The sequence below is a fragment of the Aeromonas sp. S11(2024) genome, assembly GCF_041402345.1.
In the GTDB taxonomy this organism is placed as follows: Bacteria; Pseudomonadota; Gammaproteobacteria; order Enterobacterales; family Aeromonadaceae; genus Aeromonas; species Aeromonas veronii.
Map to the genome: position 1 here is coordinate 263,773 of NZ_JBGLRC010000002.1, position 23,748 is coordinate 287,520.

General features: G+C 60.5%; 21 protein-coding genes. 11 read left to right on the forward strand and 10 right to left on the reverse strand.

Going from position 1 to position 23,748, the window contains the following annotated elements; translation table 11 throughout:
- The first annotated feature begins 4 nt into the window (after positions 1-4).
- From acs to ACB040_RS03065, 7 genes are all read left to right on the forward strand, one after another.
- Positions 5-1,951: an acetate--CoA ligase gene (acs, locus tag ACB040_RS03035; protein ID WP_139443127.1), complete on the forward strand. Its 1,947-nt coding sequence runs from the start codon at positions 5-7 to the stop codon at positions 1,949-1,951.
- Positions 1,952-2,239: 288 nt separating this feature from the next.
- Positions 2,240-2,689, forward strand: a complete 450-nt coding sequence (gene aroQ / locus ACB040_RS03040; RefSeq protein WP_005338907.1) for a type II 3-dehydroquinate dehydratase — start codon at positions 2,240-2,242, stop codon at positions 2,687-2,689.
- 36 nt (positions 2,690-2,725) lie between these two features.
- Complete coding sequence (gene accB, locus ACB040_RS03045; protein WP_005338908.1) at positions 2,726-3,184, forward strand: acetyl-CoA carboxylase biotin carboxyl carrier protein; 459 nt, start codon at positions 2,726-2,728, stop codon at positions 3,182-3,184.
- Positions 3,185-3,199: 15 nt separating this feature from the next.
- Positions 3,200-4,540 (forward strand): acetyl-CoA carboxylase biotin carboxylase subunit, encoded by a 1,341-nt coding sequence (gene accC, locus ACB040_RS03050; protein ID WP_005338910.1) that lies wholly within the window; start codon positions 3,200-3,202, stop codon positions 4,538-4,540.
- Between the two features lie 127 nt (positions 4,541-4,667).
- Positions 4,668-4,931, forward strand: a complete 264-nt coding sequence (locus ACB040_RS03055) for a YhdT family protein (RefSeq protein ID WP_005349483.1) — start codon at positions 4,668-4,670, stop codon at positions 4,929-4,931.
- Positions 4,921-6,378, forward strand: coding sequence for a sodium/pantothenate symporter (gene panF, locus ACB040_RS03060; protein ID WP_371153180.1), 1,458 nt, complete (start codon positions 4,921-4,923; stop codon positions 6,376-6,378). Before ACB040_RS03055 ends, panF begins: the two co-directional genes overlap by 11 nt.
- Positions 6,379-6,467: 89 nt before the next feature.
- The gene (locus tag ACB040_RS03065) at positions 6,468-7,895 is read left to right on the forward strand and encodes a PTS transporter subunit EIIC (protein WP_042080616.1); all 1,428 of its coding nucleotides are present in this window, start codon (positions 6,468-6,470) and stop codon (positions 7,893-7,895) included.
- Position 7,896: 1 nt separating this feature from the next.
- Here the strand turns inward: ACB040_RS03065 and ACB040_RS03070 are convergent, their stop codons facing one another.
- A complete protein-coding gene (locus ACB040_RS03070) occupies positions 7,897-8,769 on the reverse strand; it encodes a LysR family transcriptional regulator (protein WP_005338917.1) in 873 nt (290 codons plus the stop codon).
- A gap of 100 nt (positions 8,770-8,869) precedes the next feature.
- Here ACB040_RS03070 and ACB040_RS03075 point away from each other — a divergent pair, with 100 nt between their 5' ends.
- The 3 genes from ACB040_RS03075 to ACB040_RS03085 all read left to right on the forward strand — a co-directional run bounded on the left by ACB040_RS03075 (position 8,870) and on the right by ACB040_RS03085 (position 12,020).
- Positions 8,870-9,886: a zinc-binding alcohol dehydrogenase family protein gene (locus ACB040_RS03075; protein WP_338772391.1), complete on the forward strand. Its 1,017-nt coding sequence runs from the start codon at positions 8,870-8,872 to the stop codon at positions 9,884-9,886.
- Between the two features lie 537 nt (positions 9,887-10,423).
- Entirely contained in the window at positions 10,424-11,302 is an 879-nt protein-coding gene (gene prmA, locus ACB040_RS03080; RefSeq protein WP_005338919.1) for a 50S ribosomal protein L11 methyltransferase, read from the forward strand.
- 163 nt (positions 11,303-11,465) lie between these two features.
- On the forward strand, positions 11,466-12,020 hold the full coding sequence (locus ACB040_RS03085; RefSeq protein ID WP_338772392.1) for a sugar O-acetyltransferase: 555 nt from the start codon (positions 11,466-11,468) through the stop codon (positions 12,018-12,020).
- Between the two features lie 381 nt (positions 12,021-12,401).
- On the opposite strand, the gene ACB040_RS03090 is transcribed toward ACB040_RS03085, so the two are convergent.
- Both ACB040_RS03090 and ACB040_RS03095 read right to left on the reverse strand, forming a co-directional pair.
- Positions 12,402-12,950, reverse strand: coding sequence for an NAD(P)H nitroreductase (locus tag ACB040_RS03090; RefSeq protein WP_245132855.1), 549 nt, complete (start codon positions 12,948-12,950; stop codon positions 12,402-12,404).
- Positions 12,951-13,064: 114 nt separating this feature from the next.
- A complete protein-coding gene (locus ACB040_RS03095) occupies positions 13,065-15,092 on the reverse strand; it encodes an NADPH-dependent 2,4-dienoyl-CoA reductase (protein ID WP_338772394.1) in 2,028 nt (675 codons plus the stop codon).
- A 208-nt stretch (positions 15,093-15,300) separates the two neighbouring features.
- Here ACB040_RS03095 and sppA point away from each other — a divergent pair, with 208 nt between their 5' ends.
- A complete protein-coding gene (gene sppA, locus ACB040_RS03100) occupies positions 15,301-17,145 on the forward strand; it encodes a signal peptide peptidase SppA (RefSeq protein ID WP_338772395.1) in 1,845 nt (614 codons plus the stop codon).
- Positions 17,146-17,236: 91 nt separating this feature from the next.
- Here sppA and ACB040_RS03105 read toward each other — a convergent pair whose 3' ends face one another.
- The 7 genes from ACB040_RS03105 to ACB040_RS03135 form a co-directional block, all read right to left on the reverse strand.
- The gene (locus tag ACB040_RS03105; RefSeq protein WP_005338927.1) at positions 17,237-18,157 is read right to left on the reverse strand and encodes a L,D-transpeptidase family protein; all 921 of its coding nucleotides are present in this window, start codon (positions 18,155-18,157) and stop codon (positions 17,237-17,239) included.
- Between the two features lie 511 nt (positions 18,158-18,668).
- Positions 18,669-19,910: a lipopolysaccharide assembly protein LapB gene (locus tag ACB040_RS03110; protein ID WP_021230403.1), complete on the reverse strand. Its 1,242-nt coding sequence runs from the start codon at positions 19,908-19,910 to the stop codon at positions 18,669-18,671.
- An 11-nt stretch (positions 19,911-19,921) separates the two neighbouring features.
- Positions 19,922-20,557: an energy transducer TonB gene (locus ACB040_RS03115; RefSeq protein WP_139732867.1), complete on the reverse strand. Its 636-nt coding sequence runs from the start codon at positions 20,555-20,557 to the stop codon at positions 19,922-19,924.
- 16 nt (positions 20,558-20,573) lie between these two features.
- The gene (locus tag ACB040_RS03120) at positions 20,574-20,981 is read right to left on the reverse strand and encodes a biopolymer transporter ExbD (protein WP_005338933.1); all 408 of its coding nucleotides are present in this window, start codon (positions 20,979-20,981) and stop codon (positions 20,574-20,576) included.
- Positions 20,982-21,048: 67 nt separating this feature from the next.
- A complete protein-coding gene (locus ACB040_RS03125) occupies positions 21,049-21,576 on the reverse strand; it encodes a MotA/TolQ/ExbB proton channel family protein (RefSeq protein ID WP_005338936.1) in 528 nt (175 codons plus the stop codon).
- A 10-nt stretch (positions 21,577-21,586) separates the two neighbouring features.
- On the reverse strand, positions 21,587-22,960 hold the full coding sequence (locus ACB040_RS03130; RefSeq protein ID WP_005338937.1) for a MotA/TolQ/ExbB proton channel family protein: 1,374 nt from the start codon (positions 22,958-22,960) through the stop codon (positions 21,587-21,589).
- Positions 22,957-23,721, reverse strand: coding sequence for a DUF3450 domain-containing protein (locus ACB040_RS03135; protein ID WP_005338938.1), 765 nt, complete (start codon positions 23,719-23,721; stop codon positions 22,957-22,959). The genes ACB040_RS03130 and ACB040_RS03135 overlap by 4 nt, the downstream gene beginning before the upstream one ends.
- Between the last annotated feature and the right edge of the window lie 27 nt (positions 23,722-23,748).

Below are 23,748 nucleotides of genomic sequence, written 5' to 3' on the forward strand. Positions count from 1 at the left end.
AGTGATGAGCGAGAGCAAGGTCTACCCGGTCAAACCCCACATCAGCAGCAATGCACTGCTAGACAAGGGCGACTACGCCGCCATGTATCAGGCCTCCGTCGAGGATCCCGATACCTTCTGGGGAGAGCAGGGAAAAATTCTCGACTGGATGAAACCCTATAGCAAGGTCAAGAACACCTCCTACGATCCGGGCCATGTCTCCATCAAATGGTTTGAAGATGGCCAGCTCAACGTCTCGGCCAACTGTCTCGATCGCCATCTCGCCGAACGAGGTGACAAGGTCGCCATCATCTGGGAAGGGGACAACCCTGCCGAAGATCGCAAACTCACCTACCGCGAGTTGCACAGCGAAGTGTGCAAGTTTGCCAACGTCTTGAAAGCACAAGGGGTTCATCGCGGCGACGTGGTCTGCCTCTATATGCCCATGGTGCCCGAAGCCGCCATCGCCATGCTGGCCTGTACCCGCATCGGCGCGGTACACAGCATCGTCTTCGGCGGCTTCTCGCCGGAAGCGCTGGCCGGCCGCATCATCGACTCGGGCTCGCGCATCGTGATCACCGCCGACGAAGGTCTGCGCGGTGGCCGTCCGGTGCCGCTCAAGAAGAATGTGGATGAAGCGCTCACCAACCCGGATACCCAGGTCAACAAGGTGATCGTGCTCAAGCGCACCGGCGGCAATGTCGCTTGGCACAACCACCGCGACATCTGGTGGCACGAAGCGACCGCCACCGTCAGCAGCGACTGCCCGCCCGAGGCGATGAACGCCGAAGATCCGCTCTTTATCCTCTATACCTCCGGCTCCACCGGCAAACCCAAGGGGGTGCTGCACACCACTGGCGGCTATCTGGTTTATGCCACCCTCACCTTCAAATATGTGTTCGACTACCACGAAGAGGATATCTACTGGTGTACCGCCGATGTGGGCTGGGTCACCGGCCACTCCTATCTGGTCTACGGACCGCTCGCCAACGGTGCCACCACCATCATGTTCGAAGGGGTGCCCAACTACCCGGCCACCAACCGCATGAGTCAGGTGGTGGACAAGCATCAGGTCACCATTCTCTATACCGCCCCCACTGCCATCCGCGCCCTGATGGCCAAAGGCAACGAAGCGGTCACCGGCACGTCACGCCAGAGCCTGCGCATCATGGGCTCGGTGGGTGAACCCATCAACCCGGAAGCCTGGGAGTGGTACTACCGCACCATTGGTGACGAGCGCTGCCCCATTGTCGATACCTGGTGGCAAACCGAGACCGGCGGCATCCTGATTACGCCGCTGCCCGGCGTCACCGACCTGAAACCGGGCTCGGCGACTCGTCCCTTCTTCGGGGTGCAACCGGCGCTGGTGGACAACATGGGCGAGCCGCTGGAGGGGGCCACCGAGGGCAATCTGGTGATCACCGACTCCTGGCCGGGTCAGATGCGCACCGTATTCGGCGATCACGAGCGGTTCGAGCAGACCTACTTCTCCACCTTCCCGGGCCGCTACTTCACCGGCGACGGTGCCCGTCGCGACGAGGACGGCTACTACTGGATCACCGGTCGGGTGGATGATGTACTGAACGTCTCCGGCCACCGCATGGGTACCGCCGAAATTGAATCGGCGCTGGTGGCCCATCCCAAGATCGCTGAAGCCGCGGTGGTGGGGGTTCCTCACGAGATAAAGGGTCAGGGTATCTATGCCTATGTCACCCTGATCGCCGGGGAAGAGCCAAGCCGCGAGCTGCACAAAGAGGTGAAGGAGTGGGTGCGCAAGGAGATTGGCGCCATCGCCACTCCGGATGTCATTCACTGGGCGGAGGGACTGCCGAAGACCCGTTCCGGCAAGATCATGCGCCGCATCTTGCGCAAGATCGCCACCGGCGAGACCGACAGCCTGGGGGATATCTCCACCTTGGCGGATCCGGGGGTAGTAGACAAACTCATCCGCGAGAAGTCGGAAGCAGCCTGATCCCGCTTCGTTTGTTGCTCAACAAAGCCGGCCTTGTGCCGGCTTTGTCGTTTCTTATCCGCCAGCAAACAGCAAGGTGGCAGCGACGAAGTATCTCAGGTTGAAACGTGCAATAAATAGCCAGATGTAGAGATTAGACCAGTAAAATGCTGCTAATTTTCACGAAATCAATATAATTGCGAAATCTGTGTGCCAGGGCACACCGATTTGCGCAGAAAATGGCTAGATTTCTGGTAGTCCACAAGATAGCTGATAGATAGCAGCATTATCATCGAGGATGTACTCAATATGTCGCAAAATCACCGAATTCTCCTGCTCAACGGACCAAACCTGAATCTGCTGGGCAAACGGGAACCGGGTATCTACGGCAGCAAGACGCTTGATGAGATCGTCGCCGATCTGAAGCTTAACGCCAGCGAACTCGGTGTCACTCTGGAACATCTGCAATCCAATGCCGAACATGAGTTGGTCGGCCGCATCCATCAGGCCATGGGCCAGGTGGATTTTATCATCATCAATCCAGCTGCCTTCACCCACACCAGCGTCGCCATTCGCGATGCGCTGCTGGGTGTCGCCATCCCCTTTATCGAGGTTCACCTGTCAAATGTCCATGCCAGGGAGCCGTTCCGTCATCACTCCTATCTGTCTGATGTCGCCAAAGGGGTCATTTGTGGTCTGGGGGCCGATGGCTACCAATTCGCTTTAACCGCGGCCGTGCACCATCTGCGCGCGGCTTGATAATCACTGATCAGATAAAGAAGAAAGAGAATGCTAATGGATATCCGCAAAATCAAGAAGCTGATTGAACTGGTTGAAGAGTCCGGCATCGCCGAACTGGAGATCTCCGAAGGTGAAGAGTCCGTTCGCATCAGCCGCAACTTCTCCGGTCAGGTGACCACAGCCATGCCGCAGATGATGATGCAGCAAGCCGCTCCGGTTGCCGCACCTGCCGCTGCCGCCCCGGTTGCCGCTGCACCGGCCGCAGATGCCGCCCCGAGTGGTCACCTGATGCGCTCCCCGATGGTTGGCTCCTTCTACCGCTCCTCCAGCCCAGATGCCAAGCCGTTCGCGGAAGTGGGTCAGCAAGTCAATGTCGGCGACACCCTGTGCATCGTCGAAGCCATGAAAATGATGAACCAAATCGAGTCTGACAAGGCCGGTGTGATCAAAGCGATCCTGGTTGAAAATGGTCAGGCCGTCGAATTTGACGAGCCGCTGTTCATCATCGAATAAGGGAAATCGCCACCCATGTTGGACAAAGTAGTCATCGCCAACCGCGGTGAAATTGCCCTGCGGATCCTGCGCGCCTGTAAAGAGCTCGGGATCAAGACAGTGGCCGTTCACTCCACCGCCGACCGGGAGCTCAAACATGTGCTGCTGGCCGACGAATCCATCTGTATCGGCAGACCGGCCAGTACTGAATCCTACCTCAACGTCCCGGCCATCATCGCCGCCGCCGAGGTAACCGGTGCCGTGGCCATCCACCCGGGTTACGGCTTCCTCTCCGAGAACGCCGATTTCGCCGAAGTGGTCGAAAAATCCGGCTTCATCTTCATCGGCCCGCGCGCCGAGACCATTCGCCTGATGGGTGACAAGGTCTCCGCCATCGAAGCGATGAAGAAAGCGGGCGTACCGTGTGTACCGGGCTCTGACGGCCCCGTCGACAACGACGCCAAGCACAACGCCGCCATTGCCAAGCGCATCGGCTATCCGGTGATCATCAAGGCCGCCGGTGGCGGTGGTGGTCGCGGTATGCGCGTGGTGCGCAATGAAGCGGAACTGGCGGGCGCCATCGCCCTGACCAAATCCGAAGCAGGCCAGTTCTTCAAGAACGACATGGTCTACATGGAGAAGTACCTGGAAAACCCGCGCCACATCGAAATTCAGGTGTTGGCAGACGGCCAGGGCAACGCCCTCTATCTGGGCGAGCGTGACTGCTCCATGCAGCGTCGCCACCAGAAAGTGGTGGAAGAGGCGCCGGCACCGGGCATCACCGCCGAAATGCGCAAGTTCATCGGTGAGCGCTGTGTGCGTGCCTGTATCGAGATCGGCTACCGCGGTGCGGGTACTTTCGAGTTCCTGTACGAGAACGGCGAGTTCTATTTCATCGAAATGAACACCCGTATCCAGGTTGAGCATCCGGTCACCGAGATGGTCACCGGTATCGATCTGATCAAGGAGCAGCTGCGCATCGCCGCCGGCCAGCCCCTGTCGATCACCCAGCAGGATATCCGCATCCGTGGCCATGCCATCGAGTGCCGGATCAACGCCGAAGATCCGGCCACCTTCATGCCCTCTCCGGGTCTGGTGCAGCGCTTCCACGCGCCGGGTGGTCTGGGCGTGCGTTGGGACTCCCACATCTATGCCGGTTACAAGGTACCGCCCCACTACGATTCAATGATCGGCAAGCTGATCTGCTACGGCGAGAATCGTGACATTGCCATCGCCCGCATGCGTCATGCGCTGGACGAGCTGGTGGTGGAAGGGATCAAGACCAACGTACCGTTGCAAAAAGAGATCATGAAAGACGAAAACTTCCAGCACGGTGGCACCAATATCCACTATCTGCACAAGAAGTTGGGTCTGTAAGGATCGCTTATAGAGACCGGACTTCCGGTGGAAGTCTGCTCCGCAAGGAGCCTCTGCTGAAAAAGGGCCATGGCGACATGGCCCTTTTTTGTTATCCTTGCGCCCCTCAAATTTGTCGGAGGCCAAGGTGAACCGTTTTGCTCTCGCCCGCCGGGAAGCAGCTTTCTGCCTGCTGCTGACCCTGTTCTACTTCTTTGCCTGGTATGGCACCGCCTATTTTATCCCGCTCCAGCTGGAGTTGTGGGGGCTGCCGCTGTGGTTCCTGCTCAGTTGCATGGTGATGCCGCTGCTGTTCATTCTGCTCTGCGCCCTGATGGTGAACCGGCTGTTTGTGGAGATCCCCCTCGATACCCACTCCCCTTCCGGCAAGGAGTCATCCCATGAATCTTGAGTTGATGCTGCCGCTCGTCATCTATCTGGTACTGGTGCTGGGGGTGGGTTTCTGGGCCAGCCGCCATTGCACAGAAGGCAACTTCGTGCAGGAGTACTTCATCGGCAACCGCAGCATGGGCGGGCTGGTGCTGGCGATGACGCTAGTGGCCACCTACACCTCGGCCTCCTCCTTTATCGGCGGACCGGGCGCGGCCTACAAGATCGGTCTGGGCTGGGTGTTGCTGGCGATGATCCAGCTGCCCACCGTCTGGCTGACCCTGGGGGTGCTTGGCAAGAAGTTCGCCATCATCGCCCGCCGGGTCAATGCGGTGACCATCAACGACATGCTGTGGGCCCGCTACCAGAGCAAGGCGGTGGTGATCCTTGGCTCCGTTACTATCATCCTCGCCTTTATCGCGACCATGGTGGTGCAGTTTATCGGCGGCGCCCGCCTGCTCGAGACCGCCACCGGCCTCTCCTACCAGCAGGGCTTGATGCTGTTTGCCAGCTGCGTACTGCTCTACACCATCATCGGCGGCTTCCGCGCCGTGGTGATGACCGATGCCCTGCAGGGGATCATCATGCTGATCGGCACCGGCGCCCTGCTGGCAGGAATTCTGATTGCCGGTGACGGCTTGCCAAACCTTATCCACCAGCTCAGGGAGATCGATCCCAAGCTGGTGAGCCCGCAAGGGGCCGGCGACATGCTGACCCAGCCCTTTATGCTGAGCTTCTGGATCCTGGTCTGTGTCGGGGTGGTGGGGCTGCCCCACTCGGCATTGCGCTGTTTTGGCTATCGCGACAGCAAGGCGCTCCATCGTGGCATTCTGATCGGCACCGTGGTCAGCGCCCTGCTGATGTTTGGCATGCATCTGGCCGGCGCTCTGGGTCGCGCCATCCTGCCGGGCATGGACAGCCCGGACAAGATCATGCCCTCCCTGATGATGGAAGTGCTGCCCCCCTGGCTGGCTGGGGTCTTTCTGGCGGCGCCGATGGCGGCCATCATGTCCACCATCGACTCCCAGCTGATCCAGGCTTCCGCCACTCTGGTGAAGGATCTCTATCTCAACTATCTGAGTCCAAAGCAGGAGAAGCTGGAGGTGCGCATCCCCCGCCTCTCCCTGCTCTGCACCCTGATCCTCGGCACTCTGGTGCTGCTGGCGGCGTTGCAGCCCCCCGAGATGATCATCTGGCTCAACCTGCTCGCCTTTGGCGGTCTGCAGGCGGTGTTCCTCTGGCCGCTGGTGCTCGGCCTCTACTGGTCGCGGGCCAACGGCCCGGGCGCGCTGGCCAGCATGGTCAGCGGCATCGTCAGCTATGGGGTACTCAGTCAGTGGGGGATCAAGCTGGCTGGCCTGCACGCCATCGTGCCAAGCCTCACGCTGGCGCTGGTGGTCTTTATCACGGTCAGCCTGCTGACGGCATCGCCCTCGCGGGAAGTACGCGAGCTTTTCGGGCAGAAATAATAAAAATATAAATTAGGGGTTCCAAAACTATCCCCAAATAGGTGTTTTCCGGTTAAACTGTGCGCCAAGTCACAGAACGTAGCCGCTGTATGCCCGTTAAAGCCACTCGACAAGTCGTTACTCAAGCCCTGCAGCGGCTCGGTTATGCCCTGCTGCTGCCCGTCTCCATCCTGCCGATGGCGGCGCTGATATACCGGCTTGGTCAACCCGACGTGCTCGATTTGGCGGTGCTCTCCCTCACCGGTCAGGCGATCTTCAGCCAGATGCCGCTTATCTATGCGGTGGCGATCGCCTTTGGCCTGAGTCGGCAAGAGCTGGGCGGGCAGACGCTGGCGGGTGCGGTCAACTTCCTGCTGCTCAGCACCGCCTTCAATACGCTGGCCCCCAACCTGCACGCCGACATGATCTGCGGCCTGCTGGCGGGACTCACCACCGCCATTATCTATCCCTGGGTTCACCAGCAAACCCTGCCCCGCTGGCTGCAGATCGCCAGGGGGGAGTTTCCCAGCCTGCTGGTGTCGGCCTTGGCCTGCCTGCTGATCGCCATCCCCCTCTCGTTGCTGTGGCCGCCACTGGAGCGCGGGCTGACCCTGCTCACCTCCGAGCTGCTTACCACGCCGTTTGGCGCCTTCTGCTACGGCACCCTCAACCGCTTGCTGATCCCGCTTGGGCTCCATCAGGTATTGGGCAGCGTCATCGGCCTTGGCGAGAGCAACCTGCAGGCGCTGGCCACCGCCCAACCCCTTCATGAAGGGTATGTGGCCGGTCTCTACCCCATCATCATGTTCGGCCTGCCGGGCGCCTGTTTTGCCATCTGGCTGCACCGCCAACGGATGCAGCGGCTGCCACAGGGCGGGCTGCTGCTCACCCTGGCGCTCACCTCGGCACTGGTAGGGATCACAGAGCCTATCGAATTTCTGTTCGCCTTTACCGCCCCCTGGCTGTTTCTCGCCCACGCCTTGCTGACCGGGCTATCGCTCGCTGTCTGTAGCGGGCTGGGGATCAAGGTGGGCAGCTACTTCTCCGCCGGCCTGCTGGATCTGGTGCTGAGCTATCAGGCAGGGGAGCACAGCTTCTGGCTCATTCCGGTCGGTATCCTGTTCTTCGTTGCCTACACCCTGCTGTTCTATCAACTGCTGGAGCGCGCGCCCCTCAGCATGCCGAGCAAGCCCATCGCGGTGGAGCATCCGCGCCTTGCCAGCGTTGCCCCCTCAGACCCGCAGATGCTGGCGATCCAGTACCTCAAGGTGCTGGGCGGGATGGACAATCTGGTGGCGATGAGTGTCTGTATCACCCGCCTCAGCCTGCGGGTGCGCGATATTTCACTGGTGGATGAATCTCGCCTGCTGGGCCTGGGCTGCCTCTCCTGGATCCAGCTCAACGACCACCAGCTGGTGCTGGTGCTGGGCCCCAGCGCCAGCCTGATTGAAGGGCAGATCCGCATGCTGGCGGAGCGCCAGTCGGTCCCCCTCGGCCTCAAACCAAATCAGGAGTCGGCCAGCCAGAGCAGCTGGTAACTCAGGCAAACGGCAACCGCTCGGCCACGAAATCCATCAGGGTGCGCAGAGCGGGGGCCAGATGCTCCCGACTCGGATAGATAAGGTAAAACGGGTTGGCCGGAATGGGCTGATCCGGCAACACCTTCTGCAATCGCCCCGCCGCCAAATCCCCTTCGCAGACATGGTGGGGCAGCAGGGCAATCCCCCCGTCATGGAGCGCCATCTCCCGCAGCGCCAGCAAGCTGTTGCTGACACAGGCCCCCTGCGGCCGCCAGCCTCCCTCCTGCAATGGCCACACCGGCATGGCCGAGTGCACCAGACAGGCATAGCGGCCCAGCTCGCTCAGCTGTTGCGGCATGCCGTGGGCCGCCAGATAGGCAGGCGCCGCCACCAGATGGCGCGCCACCTCACCGATGCGCCGACAGATGAGGCTGGAGTCTTTTAGCGGCGCCGCCCGCAACGCCAGATCGTAACCCTCCCCCACCAGATCGAGCTGTTCGTCACTCAGGGTCAGCTCCAGCACCACCTCGGGATAGAGGGCGCGAAACTCGGCGAGGATCCGGCCAAGCAGCAGGGTACCGGTCGCCTCGGGGGCGGTGATCCGCACCCGACCCGCCGGGGCCGAGCGCAGCCGCGCCATCGCCAGATTGGCGCTGCGGGCCAGTGCCAGCAACCCCTGACAATGCTCCACATAGAGCTCCCCCTGCGGCGTCAGACTCAACCTGCGGGTGGTGCGCTGCAACAGCCGCACCCCGAGTTGGGATTCAAGCCGCGAGATCTTCTGGCTCACCGACGACTTGGGCATACCGAGCAGCTCGGCAGCCCGGGTAAAGCTCCCCTGCTCCACCACGGTGGCGAACAGTCCCATCAACTCCAGATCGACATTGTTCATATATTCAAACAGTCTTTACCGATTACCCATCTTAATCTTGATAATTAACCAGACTAGAGTGAGTGGCAATCCCGAACACACCGATTTGAAAGGAATAACCATGAAAGCCATTGCCCTGACTCACTACCTGCCAAGCGACCACCCCGACTGCTTTATCGCCGCCAACCTGTCCGACCCCACCCCAGGCCCGCGGGATCTGCTGGTGCGGGTCACCGCCACCTCCGTCAATCCGGTGGATACCAAGGTGCGCTCCCCCAAGGCCAAAATTGAAAGCTCGCCTCGGGTACTCGGCTGGGATGCGGTGGGGGAAGTGATCGCCATCGGCAGCGAAGTCACCCTGTTCAAGGCGGGCGACCGGGTCTGGTATGCCGGCGACATCAGCCGCCCCGGCAGCAACAGCGCCCTGCAACTGGTGGATGAGCGCATCGCCGCGATCGCCCCCACCACCTTGAGCGATGTGGAGGCCGCCGCCCTGCCGCTCACCGCCATCACCGCTTGGGAAACCCTGTTCGAGCGCTTCGCTCTTACCCGCGAAAGCCGTGGCAAACTGCTGATCATCGGCGGCGCCGGTGGCGTGGGCTCCATCGCCATCCAGCTGGCCCGCCAGCTCACCGGCATGGAGGTGATTGCTACCGCCTCCCGCCCCGAGAGCCGCGAGTGGTGCCTCGAAATGGGCGCCCATCAGGTTGTGAACCACCACAAGTTGCAGGAGGAGCTGACCGCCCTTGGCATCACTCAGGTCGATGCCATCTTCTGCACCAACGCCACCGCCGAGCACTGGGCCACCATGGCAGGGCTGATCCGCCCGTTTGGCCATATCTGTACCATCGCCGAATCGAGCGAGCCGTGGGATCTCTCCCTGCTCAAGAGCAAGAGCGTCACCTTCAGCCAGGAGTTCATGTTCACCCGCTCCCTGTTCCAGACGCCGGACATGATCGAGCAGCACCGCCTGCTCGGCCGGGTGGCGGCACTGGTCGATGAAGGGGTATTGCAGACCACCCTGACCAGAACCATCCCCTCACTGACCCCGGTCACGCTGGCTCAGGCCCACGCAGAAGTGGAAGCGGGACGCATGGTGGGCAAACTGGTGATCGACATGAGCGGCTTTGCCAACTAAGCCCTCCAACGCACCATGATGGGATAAGTTCACCAAGGAGATGCCCCAAACGGGCACAACCAGCGGCACTCATGACTGCCTGTGGCAGGCCAACGTCCGACAATCAGCCAAAAAAGAGGCCATTTCGCGAGAAATGGCCTGAATACCTGAACATTGGGGTAACAATCACACACATATCCTTATGCAGGACAATCTAGTCTTTGCATCTGGCGTGCCAACAGCAGCATGAATGCGCCAAAACGGCGTCAGCCCGTCCTTGAGCAAGGTGCCGACCTTGCTCTTTTTTTATCTGGCAGACTGTTTACCAGGCAAACAAGTGCAGATAAAAAAATGCCACCCGAGGGTGGCAGTGAAAGATGACGGAACTTGAGCAAAGCGTTCAGCGAAAACCGGTCGTCTTCGCCTGCATAGAGCAATACAGGAACCGTGCCAATCCGACAAAAGCCCCCGAATCCCTCCACGTCATGGGCAAACCACGACAGCACTGCCCCATGATGGTAGAATCTCGCGGTTTCACATTTATGAAGAGTCGACGCCATGCCCTGGATACAAATTCGAATCAACGCCACTGCCAAGACCGCAGACAAGGTGAGCAACATGCTGCTGGGGCGTGGAGCCCAGGCGGTGACCTTTATGGATGCCAAGGATGTGCCCGTCTACGAACCCATGCCCGGTGAAACCCCGCTCTGGGGCGAGACCGAAGTGATGGGTCTGTTCGATGCCGAAACCGATCCGGCCCCCACCATCGCCTTCTTCCAGCAGATCTTCGGCGAAAATGTCGGCTACAAGGTCGAGCAGCTGGAGGACAAGGATTGGGTGCGCGAGTGGATGGATCACTTCCATCCCATGCAGTTTGGCGAGCGCCTCTGGATCTGCCCGAGCTGGCGCGACGTGCCGAACCCCGATGCGGTCAACGTCATGCTGGATCCGGGTCTGGCCTTCGGTACCGGTACCCACCCCACCACCGCCCTCTGCCTGCAGTGGCTGGACGGGCTGGATCTGACCGGTAAAACCGTGGTCGACTTTGGTTGCGGCTCCGGCATTCTCGGCATCGCCGCCCTGAAACTGGGTGCCGCCCGCGTCATCGGCATCGACATCGACCCGCAGGCCATTCAGGCCAGCCGCGACAACGCCGCGCGCAACGGCGTCGCCGACCAGATTGAGCTCTATCTGCCGGCCGACCAGCCACAAGACGTCGAAGCGGACGTGGTAGTCGCCAACATTCTGGCCGGCCCGCTGCGCGAACTGGCACCGCTGATCGCCGGCCACGGCAAAGCGGGCAGCCTGATGGCCCTCTCCGGCGTGCTGGAGAGCCAGGCCCCGGAGCTGGAAACCATCTACGGCCAGTGGTTCGAGATGGACCCGACCGCAGTCAAGGAGGAGTGGTGCCGCCTCTCCGGCCGCAAGCACGGCTAAACATAGCTCCCGCTCTCAAGGCGGAAAGTCAGCATCTTTATCAAACAAGAGCACCCACGGGTGCTCTTGTTGTTTCTCCACCTTTCCCACTCTGGGGGACGGTTCACGCTTCTCTGGCCAATGAGGGATTAACATCGTTCTTACACATCATTGAGGCCCTGCCATGAGCGAATACCAGAAGATGATTAGCAGCCAACCGTACAACTGCATGGCACCCGAGTTGGCCCAGTTGCGCCGGGAGGCAGCACGGCGCTATCGCCGTTTCAATCAGGCGGAAGAGGAGACAGAGCAGCGGGCACTACTGGCGGAGCTGATTGGCGAACTGGCAGAGAATGCCTTTATCTGCCCGCCCCTCTACTGCACCTATGGCCGCCACATCTACCTTGGCAAAAACAGCTACATCAACATGGGAGCCACCCTGCTGGACAATGCCCCCATCCGCATCGGAGCCAACGTGATGATTGGGCCAAACGTGCAGATCTATACCGCAGCCCATGCACTGGAGGCCGACGAACGAATTCAGGGCACAGAGACGGCGCTGCCGGTCACCATTGAAGACAAGGTCTGGATTGGGGGCGGTGCCATCTTGCTGCCCGGCGTAACCATAGGGCGGGAGGCGATCGTCGGCGCGGGCGCCGTAGTCACCAAAGATGTACCGGCCGGTGCTCGGGTAGTCGGCAACCCGGCCCGGATCCTGCCAGCCAAAAACAGGGCATAAGGCAGCCAACCGGGTTGTATGCCGATACCGCCATCAACTCACAACAGACCCGACACCCCATAAAAAATAAAGCCCAATGTCACGAAGACGTTGGGCTGTTAAAAGGTGCTACGGAATTGCGACTCTCATCGCAGAAAAATTAGAAGGAGTGCCCTTCTAAACTGGCAGGGAGATATTAGCGAATGCGCAAACGTTTTACATAGTGAAATACAACAGGATTGCGAGGTACATCGCACTATTTAAATAATTACCTGCTATGGCGCGCGAAGCCTCTTTGAGCCATTTATTTTCCCCAATTTCTCTGGTTACTATTCACGGTTAAACAGAAAAGCCCCGATTTCTCGAGGCTTTGCTTCTCTCAACCGCAACGTGGCCGAAAAGTCAGAAACGGCGGACAAACTCATCAAGCGGCAGCTCGCGCAGTTTACGCGCTTCCAGCATGGGGGTACCGAGATAGAGGAAACCCACCAGCTGATCCTCTGCCGCCAGTCCCAATCCCTTGTTGATCTGCTCATCGAAGATAAACCAGCCGGAGCGCCAGATACCGTTGAAGCCCTGTGCCTGCGCTGCCATCTGCATCGCCATCAGGGCACAACCGGCAGAGAGCTCCTGCTCCAGTTTCGGCACCTTGGGGTGATCCTGATAACGGGTTGCCACGGCGACGACCAAGGGCGCCCGCAGTGGCGCTTCGCTGCACTTCTTGATGCTCTCTTCATCTTCGCCACGAACACGGGCCGCCTCGGCCAGCAGCTTGCCCAGCCGCTCGCGCCCTTCCCCTTCAAACAGAATGAACTGCCAGGGAGTCAGGGTGCCATGATCCGGCGCACGCAGGCCCGCCTTGAGGATATTGTCGAGCACCTCACCGCTCGGGGCGGGATCGGCGAGACGGCCACAGGAGTGGCGATTGAGCAACAGGGTGAGAGCATCCATGGGCAATTCCTTCTCTGGGGCAATGATGGCGCTACCTTAGCACAGCACCGAATGAAGAAAACCCCTGAGGCTCAGGGGTTTATCGCACTATAAAGGGCAGGATGGCACAGCTGGCTAGATGATCGCAGCCAGCTCGGCCCCTTGCCGGATAGCACGCTTGGCATCCAGTTCGGCAGCCACGTCGGCTCCGCCGATGATATGCACCGGCTTGCCTGCCGCCTGCAACCCGGCCTGCAGCTCTTTAAGGGGCTCCTGCCCGGCGCAGACTATCACCTGATCCACCGGCAGACACTGCTTGCTCTCGCCCACCTGAATATGCAAGCCCTCGTCATCGATCCCCAGATATTGCACCCCGGAGAGCATCTGCACCTTGCGGTTCTTGAGCACGGTACGGTGGATCCAGCCGGTGGTCTTGCCAAGTCCGTCACCCACCTTGCTCTCCTTGCGCTGGAGCAGCCAGATCTGGCGCTCGGGGACGTCGATTTCAGGAGCCGTGAGGCCACCGCGCTCGCCAAGCTGTTTGTCGATGCCCCACTCCTTGAGCCAGTGATCACGGTGCCCATCGGCATCCATCTCCACTTTCTTCTCTACCAGATACTCAGCTACATCGAAGCCGATGCCGCCGGCACCGATCACCGCCACCTTCTGGCCGACCGGTTTGTGATCCCGCAATACATCGAGATAACTCATCACCTTGGGATGTTCGATGCCCGGAATATTGGGGGTGCGCGGACGAATACCGGTAGCGAGGATCACCTCGTCAAAACCGCCGCCGAGCAGGCTCTCGGCACTCTGGCGCTGGCCGAGATAGAGCTCGACGCCGCACTTCTCCAGCCGTTTGGCGAAATAGCGCAGAGTCTCGTGAAACTCCTCCTTGCCGGGGATCTGCTTGGCGAAGTTGAACTGGCCGCCGATTTCGCTGGCTTGATCGAACAGGCTCACCTGATGACCGCGCTCGGCGGCGTAACAGGCAAACGCCAGCCCGGCCGGGCCCGCCCCCACCACCGCCAGCTTTTTGGGCTGGGGCACGCGGCCAAAGGTCAGCTCGGTCTCGAAACAGGCGCGGGGATTGACCAGACAGGAGGCGCGCTTCTGCTTGAACACATGGTCGAGGCAGGCTTGATTGCAGGCGATACAGGTGTTGATCTCGTCCGCCCGGTTCTCGGCCGCCTTGATGACAAATTCGGGATCAGCCAGGAAGGGGCGCGCCATGGAGACCATATCCGCCTCGCCCCCCGCCAGAATCCGCTCGGCCACCTCCGGGGTGTTGATCCGGTTGGTGGTGATAAGCGGCACCTTGAGGTGTTTTTTCAGCTCGGCGGTCACCCAGCTGAAGGCACCGCGTGGCACGCTGGTGGCGATGGTGGGAATACGCGCTTCGTGCCAACCGATACCGGTGTTGATGAGGGTCACCCCCACCGCTTCCAGCGCTTTGCCAAGGGCAATCACCTCTTCCAGGGTCGAGCCCTGCTCCACCAGATCCAGCATGGAGAGGCGGAAGATAATGATGAAGTCGGTGCCGACCCGCTCGCGGATGGCGCGGACAATCTCCACCGGGAAGCGCATCCGGTTTTCGCTGCTACCACCCCAGCCGTCGGTGCGTTTGTTGGTGCGCTCGCAGATGAACTGGTTGATGAGATAGCCTTCCGAGCCCATCACCTCGACGCCGTCATAACCGGCCGCCTTGGCCAACGCTGCTGTAGCCGCGAAGTCGCGAATGGTGCCGCGGATCTGCCGCTCGCTCATGGCGCGCGGTTTGAACGGGGAGATGGGGGCCTTGAGGGCGCTCGGCGCCAGACTGAAGGGATGATAGGCGTAACGACCGGCATGGAGGATCTGCAGCGCTATCTTGCCCCCCTCCTGATGCACGGCGCTGGTCACCTTCTTGTGCTTGCTCACCTGCCAGGGAAAGCTCAGCTGAGAGCCGTGAGGCACCAGCCGACCGCGCAGGTTGGGGGCAATGCCGCCGGTGACGATAAGGCCAACACCACCACGGGCGCGCTCGGCGTAAAAGGCGGCCAGCTTGTCAAAACCGCCCTTCTCCTCTTCGAGGCCGGTATGCATGGAGCCCATCAACACGCGGTTGCGCAGCTGGGTAAAACCAAGGTCGAGCGGGGTCAGCAGGGTCGGATAGCGGCTCACGATGCCTCCAGTTAATTTTTTGTTATCAAACTTAGGCTAGAGTAAAGAATCGAAAATTCTTTTTCAAACAAATGTTTGGACAATTTTTCAGCGAACAGCCGTGCCCTGAACGAAGATAGACGGGATCCGCCAGTCGGAAATGGCAATTTCGCCCGCAACTGGTTAATAATGGCTCTTCTCTACCCATTAACAGGGCGATAACGCGACTATGTCTATTTTCAAAGGTCTGGGTTGGTTGTTCCGCAGCCTGTGGCGCCTGCTCAATTTCACCCGGCTGATGCTGGTCAATCTGCTGTTTCTCATCGTAGTGCTGGTCATCGTCTTCAGCGTCAGCCAGAAAGAGGCCCCCAAGGCGCCCATCGAAGGGGCGCTAACCCTCAATCTCAACGGCGTGCTGGTGGAGCAACGCTCCCAGACAGATCCCACCGTACAACTGCTGCGCCAGATGGACAGCAGCGACGAGCAGCCGAGCGAGATCGTCCTCTCCGACCTGCTGTGGGCCATCAAGAGTGCCAAGGATGACGAGCGCATCAAGGCGCTGGTGATCAAGCCGCAAGGGCTGCAGGGAGCCAACTTCACCAAACTGCAGGAGGTGGCGAGTGCCATCGACTCCTTCCGGGAGAGCGGCAAACCGGTGATCGCCATGGCCGACTTCTACACTCAGGGCCAATACTTGCTGGCGGCCCACGCCGATCACGTGCTGCTCAACCAGAGCGGCGCCGTGGTGATCGAGGGGCTTGGGGTCTACCAGACCTACTTCAAATCGGCGCTGGAGAAGCTCAATATCACCCCGCACGTGTTCAAGGTCGGCACCTACAAATCCTTCGTCGAACCCTATACCCGCGACGAGATGTCCCCCGAGAGCAAAGAAGCGAACCAGCGCTGGCTGGATCAGCTGTGGCAATCATATGTGGCCGATGTCGCCGAGCAGCGGGAGATCGAACCCGATGCGGTCGCGCCGGGCAAGGATCGCTTCCTCGAGCTGCTGCGCAAAGCCGGTGGCAATGCCGCCAACTACGCCCTCGACAACGGGCTGGTGGATCAGCTGGCCACCCGCGACGAGATGACCCAGGCGGTCATTAAAGAGGTGGGTGAAGCGGACGACCACGGCTGGAAAGGGGTCGGCCTGAAAGAGTATCTGGCTGCCATTCCGGAACAATATCCCCAGAGCGGCAAGGATGAGGTGGGTCTGGTGGTCGCCAGCGGCGCCATCATGGATGGCGTCCAGCCTGCCGGCACCATCGGCGGCGACAGCCTCTCCGACCTGCTGGCCGATGCCCGCCGCGATGACAAGGTCAAAGCCGTGGTCCTGCGGGTCGACAGCCCGGGCGGCAGCGCCTTCGCCGCCGAGCAGATCCGCGCCGAGCTGCTGGCCCTGAAACAGGCTGGCAAACCGGTAGTGGTCTCCATGGGCAGCTATGCCGCCTCCGGTGGCTACTGGATCTCCGCCGATGCGGACAAGATCTTCGCCTCCCCCACCACCCTCACCGGCTCCATCGGGGTGTTCGGCATGTTCGCCACTATCGACAAGGCGTTGGCCCAGTTCGGCGTGCATACCGATGGGGTTGGCACCACAGATTACGTCGGCATCGGCCCGACCCGCGCCCTGCCGGATCACGTCGGTCAGGCAATCCAGCTGAGCGTGGAGGATACCTACCAGCGCTTCATCGGTCTGGTCAGCAAGGGCCGCGGCCTGAGCCCGGAAGAGGCCGAAAAAGCGGCCGAAGGTCGGGTCTGGACTGGTGAGGATGCCAAGGCCCTGGGTCTGGTGGACGAGTTCGGCAATCTGGATGACGCCATCAAGGCAGCCGCCGAACTGGCCAACCTCAAAGAGTGGCAGGTGACCCCCATCGAGCAGGAGGAGTCCACCAAGGACAAGTTCCTGCGCCAGCTGTTTGACAGCAGTGCCCAAGTGCTGGCCCCCCAGTTGCAAAGCTGGCTGCCGGCTGGATTTGGCAAGGCATTGGTGGAAGTGAACCGCAGTCTCGACCCGCTCACCCGCTTCAACGATCCGCAAGGCACCTACGCCTTCTGCCCGGTCTGCGTGCAGTAAGCAAGCGGTGACTCCCCCATAAAAAACGGCGACCATCTGGTCGCCGTTTTCTTTATTCAGCCAGTGCGCGCGGCACCGCCAACTTGCTCAATCAGGGATTGAGGCGAGTCGGCATACCGGTACGCTGTTCCAGCACCTGCTTGACCACGTTGGAGTCAGACTCGGCGTGAGCGATGAAGCGGGTGATAGCTGGTGTCATCGGGAGCGGCACGGAGGCGGTGGAGTTGAACTCCTCCTCGGTGCGCGACAGGGGCTCGTGTACTTCCATGTAGCGACCGCCATCCGGCTCGACCGTGGTCTTGACCGGCTGGTTGACGAACTGGACGCGGGTGCCGACCGGCACGTTGTCGAACAGATACTTGATGTCGTCAGCGCGCAGACGCACGCAACCGCTGCTCACCCGCAGACCGATACCGAAGGTGGCGTTGGTGCCGTGGATGGCATAGAGGTTGCCAATGTAGAGGGCGTGCAGACCCATGGGGTTATCCGGACCGGCTGGCCATACTGCCGGCAGAGTCTTGCCCTGGGCGGCATAGCGACGACGGATGTTCTCGGTCGGGGTCCAGGTCGGGTTGGCGCGCTTGCGCTCTACCTTGGTGATCCAGTTCTCCGGGGTGTTTACCCCCAGCTGACCGATGCCGATGGGCAACACTTCCACCACGTTCTTCCCTTTCGGGTAGTAGTAGAGACGCATCTCGGCAACGTTGATGACTATCCCTTCGCGGGGCGCGTTGGGCAGGATCAGCTGGTGGGGGATGATCAGGGTGCTACCCGCTTTCGGCAGATAGGGATCAACGCCCGGGTTGGCTTCCATGATGTTGGTCAGACCCAGCTGGAAGTCAGCAGCGATCTGCTCCAGCGGACGGTTGTCCGCAGGCACCACGTATTCCTGGTTTTCACCGATCAGGCGACTGTTGGCCGCAGGCAGACGGTACTCGACGGCGGCAGCCTGCTGGCTGACCAGCGCAAAAGTGCATAAAAGGGCCGAAGCGGCAGTGCGAAGGGGATTCATAAAATTCCTGTGTGGTTTCCTGTACCAAATGGGCCGGGGGCCGTCTCATCCTCGGTCTGCCGGTGGCGGGTCAACCTGCCCCACGACGCCAATAACCGAGCGCGCATTCTTTCCTGAGTCGGCCAAAATTTCAACTTCCATATGTTGCTTTTCTTGTTAAAAGTAGCCGTTTTCGATGTGACACTTATCAACAGGGCAAAAGCCACACTAGCAAGTCGCAGCTGAGTGAAAGATGAATGGCACTGCCCGCCAGTCAGCGAGCCACCCAAGCCCCCGTCAACCACAGCGCAGCGCCACCTTGCTTCACGGTTGCAGCCCTAGCTGAAACGTTTGTCACACCGGGAGAGATAGACCAATGTCGATGGAGGCTCTGTATTGGCATGAAGAGGGATAAAACCGTGCCTCAGCCACCCGCCGGTGCTGGAAGCCACCATAAAAAAACCGCTCCGAAGAGCGGTTAATGGAGCCACCAGGCAACCATAAAAGGGACTACAGGTAGTTGTCATTGGAATTACTGGACGGCTGCCTCACCGGTGCCACTCTGCTCCTTGAGGAAGCTGATCCACGGAGATGCCCGACCGCTGACGTTGCCATTCTGAGCCGCCTGGGTGAAAGCGTTGAGGGCCTCCTTCGGCTTTTGTTGCTCAAAATAGGCGACCCCGGTCAGGAACTTGAGATCCGCCCGCTGTTCACCATTGGCATTGGCTGCCGGTTTGGCGGCCAGCGCCACCAGATCCTGATAGCGTTTGCTCTGGATCATCATGCGCGCCATTTTCAGCTGCAATTCGGCGCTCGGGGCCAGCTGGTAGGATTTGGCCAGGGTGTCGATGGCCGGATCCAGCTCCTTGGCCTGATGCCAGTAGTTGGCCAGGGTCTTGTAGTTGCTGGCGCTCTGCTCAATCACTCCATCCTTCATCCCCTTCTCCATCACCCGTGCGGCGCGATGGGGAATGCCGGTGAAGGCGAGGTAGTTGGCGAGGCGCTGCAGCTCGGCGGCCTCGGTCAACATGCCGAGGTTATAGGCCGACTCCAGCGCCGCCAGCGCCTTGGCATCGTTGCCTGCCTGCATATGCATGGCCGATAGCTGGGTCCAGTACTTCTTCTTCTCCGGGAACATGTTGACCAGAGAGGTCAGCACCTCGGTCGCCGGTTTGTACTGTTTCAGCTCGTAGTGAGCCCCCATCTTCAGCAGATACCAGGACTCCGGCGCTTTACCTGCCGACAGCTTGATCGCCTGATCCACCGCCGGGATCGCGTCACGGTACTGCTTGAGCTGCACGTGTGCGTTGGCCAGCGTGATATAGGCATGAGAGTTGGGCTTGTCATCCTTGCCCTGGTTGGCAAACCACTCCTTCATGGTCTTGATCGACCCCTGATAATTGCCCTCCGCCATATAGAGCTGGGCCAGGTTGTAGCGCACCTGCTGGGCCACCGGTGGCGGCAGGCCGCCTGTCGCGATGGCATCGGCAAAGTACTTGGTCGCCTGACCGTATTTCTCCTGCTGGGCGGCCACGAAACCGAGAGTCTGCAATATGACCCCCTTGTCGTAGACCCGCTCGCCCGCGCCGGAAAGCGCATCTTGCAGCTTGGCATTGGCCTCGCCGTATTTCTTCTCGGTGATCAGCTCCTGCGCCTTGTTGACCGCCCGATAGGCCCGATCCGACAGGGCCGGCTGCTCGGCGGCCCAACTGGCGGTGCTGAGCAGCACCGCCATGGCGACCGGGGCGAGGATCATCTTGTGTAACTTGTTCATCGCCACCTTCCTTAGTTGACCGCGAACTCGATCTCTTGCTGCATCCGGCTCGCCTGCGGCTTGCCATCCACCATGGCCGGTTTGAACGTCCACTTGGCGATGGTTTTGCGCGCCTCTTTGCCGAGGTCATAGCTGCGCGGCTCTTCCTTGACGATCCGCACGTTGTTGACGGTGCCGCGCTCGGTGACGGTGAACTCCACCAGCACCTTGCCGGAGGCCAGCCCCGCCAGTGCCGCCTTGCGGGGCATCATGGGCTCGAAGGTCGCCAGCGGAATGGCGCCATTATTGCCACCGACTCCACCACCACCGCCGCCGGTGCTGTAGGCACCCAGCGCGTTGCCACCACCGATGTTGACCGGGATGTCGAGCTTGGGCATGTCCATCGGCGCGCTCTCCATCTTCGGCCGATCCGTGCTGGCCACTTCCATCTCGGGAGGCGGCGGCGGACGCTTGGGCGGCGGCGGTTTGGGCAGCTCCCGCTGTTTCTCTTGCAGGGTCTCCTGGGGCTTGAGGCGGATGAAATCGGTCATGGTGACGTCATCCTTCTCTACCAACTCCCGGTGATCCGGTGTGATCAGCTTGTTCATTCCCAGAAACAGAAAGAACACCACCACACAGGAGACCGCCAACGATATCAGGTATCTCATAGGTCTCTCTCCGGCATCAGCTGCTCTTGTCTGCCGCGATGGAGATGTTCTGGACACCGGCCATGCGGATCTGATCCATGACCTGCACCACCAGACCGGAACGGGATTCGTTATCGGCCTGGATCACCACGGCGCTCTCCGGGTTTTCGGCCCGCAGCCGCTCGATGTTGGCGCGCACCGCCCCCACTTCGACCACACGCTTGTCGACCCAGACCTGACCGTTTTCGCGCACCGCGACCATGATATTGCCCTTCTTCACCGTCTCGGCCGTGCTGGCACTGGGACGGTTGATCTCGACACCGGACTCCTTGACGAAGGAGGTGGTGACGATGAAGAAGATCAGCATGATGAACACTATGTCCAGCATGGGGGTCAAATCGATAGCCGCCTCGTCAGCACCGCTGTCGCTGTAACGTTTTCTCATAGCAGAAACTCCTTGCTTGTTCTGTGCCCCCGGCAGGCCATGCCTCGCCGGGGGTATGCATCCTGCATCAACCGTGTTTCAGGTTGTCTTCCAGCTTTTGCACCGCCAGTTTGGCTTTGTGATCGAGCTGGTTGACAAAAAACAGGCCGGAAAGGGCGGCGATCATGCCCGCCATGGTCGGTACCGTTGCCTTGGAGATCCCCGATGCCATCGCCCGCGGCGAACCGGTGCCGGTGATGGCTAGGGTGTCAAACACCTGCACCATCCCCACCACGGTCCCGAGCAGCCCCATCAACGGGCAGAGAGCGATCAGCACCTTGATGACCGGCATCCCCTTGTCCACCGCCATGGCAACTCGTGAGACCAGCTCGCGCCGGATCTGCTTGGCAGACCAGGAGAGATGATCGGTGCGGGCCAGCCAGGTGGCCTTGGTCTGCTTCACCTGCTTGGGGTAGACCGCCATGAAGTAGAACCAGCGCTCCAGCAACAGGGCCCACATCATCAGGGTCAGGAAGAACAGGGCGACCAGTACATCGCCCCCCAATCCCAAAAACCGGCGGACCGACTCGACTTCTTCAATCAACCAGAACCACATGAGTGACTCCTTACGCTGCGGCTTTGGAGGCGTGCAGACGTTCCTGATAACGGGCGACGAAACCGGCGCTCTGCTCTTCCAGCACCTGGATCAGACGACGGCTCTGGGTCTGCACAATGGTGTAGAGGAACAGCATGGGCACCGCGACGACCAGACCCTGCATGGTGGTCACCAGCGCCTCGGAGATACCGCCCGCCATCAGCTTGGGATCGCCGGTACCGAACAGGGTGATAGCCTGGAAGGTGGCAATCATCCCCACTACGGTGCCGAGCAGGCCCAGCAGCGGCGCGACGGAGGCGATCAGCTTGATGAGGCTGATGCCCTTCTCGAACTTGGGCACGTTGCGCAGGATGATCTCGTCGAGCTTGGACTCCAGATCCTCGATGTTGTCACCGCGATGGTTCTGGTAGGCCCCCAGCATGTCACCAATGGGGTTGCCCTTGATGATCTGATCAGATTTCAGCTGCTTGCGCATGGACGAGCCGATCAGCGACAGGCGGATACCGCAGAAGATGGCCAGCAGGGTACCTATGACCCCCAATGCCAGGATCACATAGCCCACGGAACCGCCCTGATCGATACGCTCCTTGAGGGTCGGTGACTGCACCAGCAGGGAGAGGATCACGCCGCGAGACGGGTCGATAAAGATGGGCTTGACCCCGTCACCGCCCTGTTCAAACTCGGCGATGGGAGCCAGCACGCTCTTCTCCGGTTGACGGGAGAGCTGCTCGAACTTGCCGGTCTCCGGCACGAAGGTGAGGTACTTGCCTTCGGAGACAGTGTTGAACTCGCCGATCTGGGTGACGGTCTTCTCGGCCTGGTTGCCCTCGCCGTAAACCACGGTCGCCGGGATCTGGCTCACCTTGCCACCGTCCACCATGCGGCTGAGGGTGGTGGTCCAGAACGCTTCCAGATCATCGCTGGAGGGGAGCTCTTTACTCTCGGCCAGACGGGTCAACAGGGCGGATTGCTCCGGATGCTCGACCCGACGAGCGGAGGCGTTGAAGATCCCCTTGAACTCACCGGCGAACTGACGCAGTACACCAAACATCTCGCCCATGTTGCCGGAACGCTGGCGCAGGGTTTCGGTCAGCTCGGTCAGCTGCTTGTCATTTGCATCAAAGGTCGCCTTGAGCTGCTCGCCCTTGGCGGTTTCAGCAGCCAGCTCGGCCTTGGCCTTGGCCAGCAGCGCCCCCTGTTCGTTCTTGTCAGCCAGGAAGCGGGCTTCCCGCTCCTTGTTGAGTTGGGATTCGCTCAGGCTGGAGGCCTTGACCTGGTTCAGCAGCGCATTGAGATCCACCGGTTTTTCGGCGGCGGTCACCGGCAGGGTGACCAGGGTTGCTCCCGCAATCAGGGAGGCAATAGCAAGTTTGATTCCTTTCATGATGCTTTCTCCGCAGTTTGAACCGGCAGCTTGATCAGCGCGGGAGGCGCCTGCTTCTTGGCGATGCGAAGGCCCTGTTCAACCGCACTGCGATACTCCTGGGGCAACTCTTCCCACTGACGGGTCTGCTTGTTCCACATGCCGGTCTCCTGACCATCCGGGGACTGGTAAAGCAGCGCGATGCGGCCAACACGCAGGAACTCGTAGGTCTTCTCGCTGCCATCCTTGTCCAGGCTCGCCTTGTAGGCCTCGATGGTGCGGCTGAAGCCCTCCTCGATCTGGTAGGCCTCCAGGATCTTGCGATACTTCTCGGAGATGGTGACATCGGCCCGGTTCATCAGGTCGGTCAGAGCCGCCACGCGGTCCTCGCGCTCGACCTTCTGGAACGGCAGATCCAGTGACACAAACTGCTCGAGGGAGTCGATCATCTTGAGCATCAGGGGCACCACTTCGGTGCTGGTCTGATCAATCTGGGCGATCTGCTTTTGCATCGACGCCAGCTCGGCGCTCTGGGACTCGACCATCTTGCTCACCTGCTCGTTGTAGGTGCGCAGACTGTCGACCTGACGCAGGGCGGCCTTGTACTGGGCCAATGCAGATTCGGCAGATTCGGCATAGCTGTCGATCTTCTGCTGGGAAACTTTGGATGCGTTGTCGGTGGCGGCTTGAGCGTCCACGGCCTGACCGGCAGTGGCGGCACTCAGATTGAAGCTGGTCAACAAGGCAGCCGAAACCAGGCTGCCAAGGAGCGCTTTCTTCATTGTAATGGTCCTTGTCTTCATAGGATT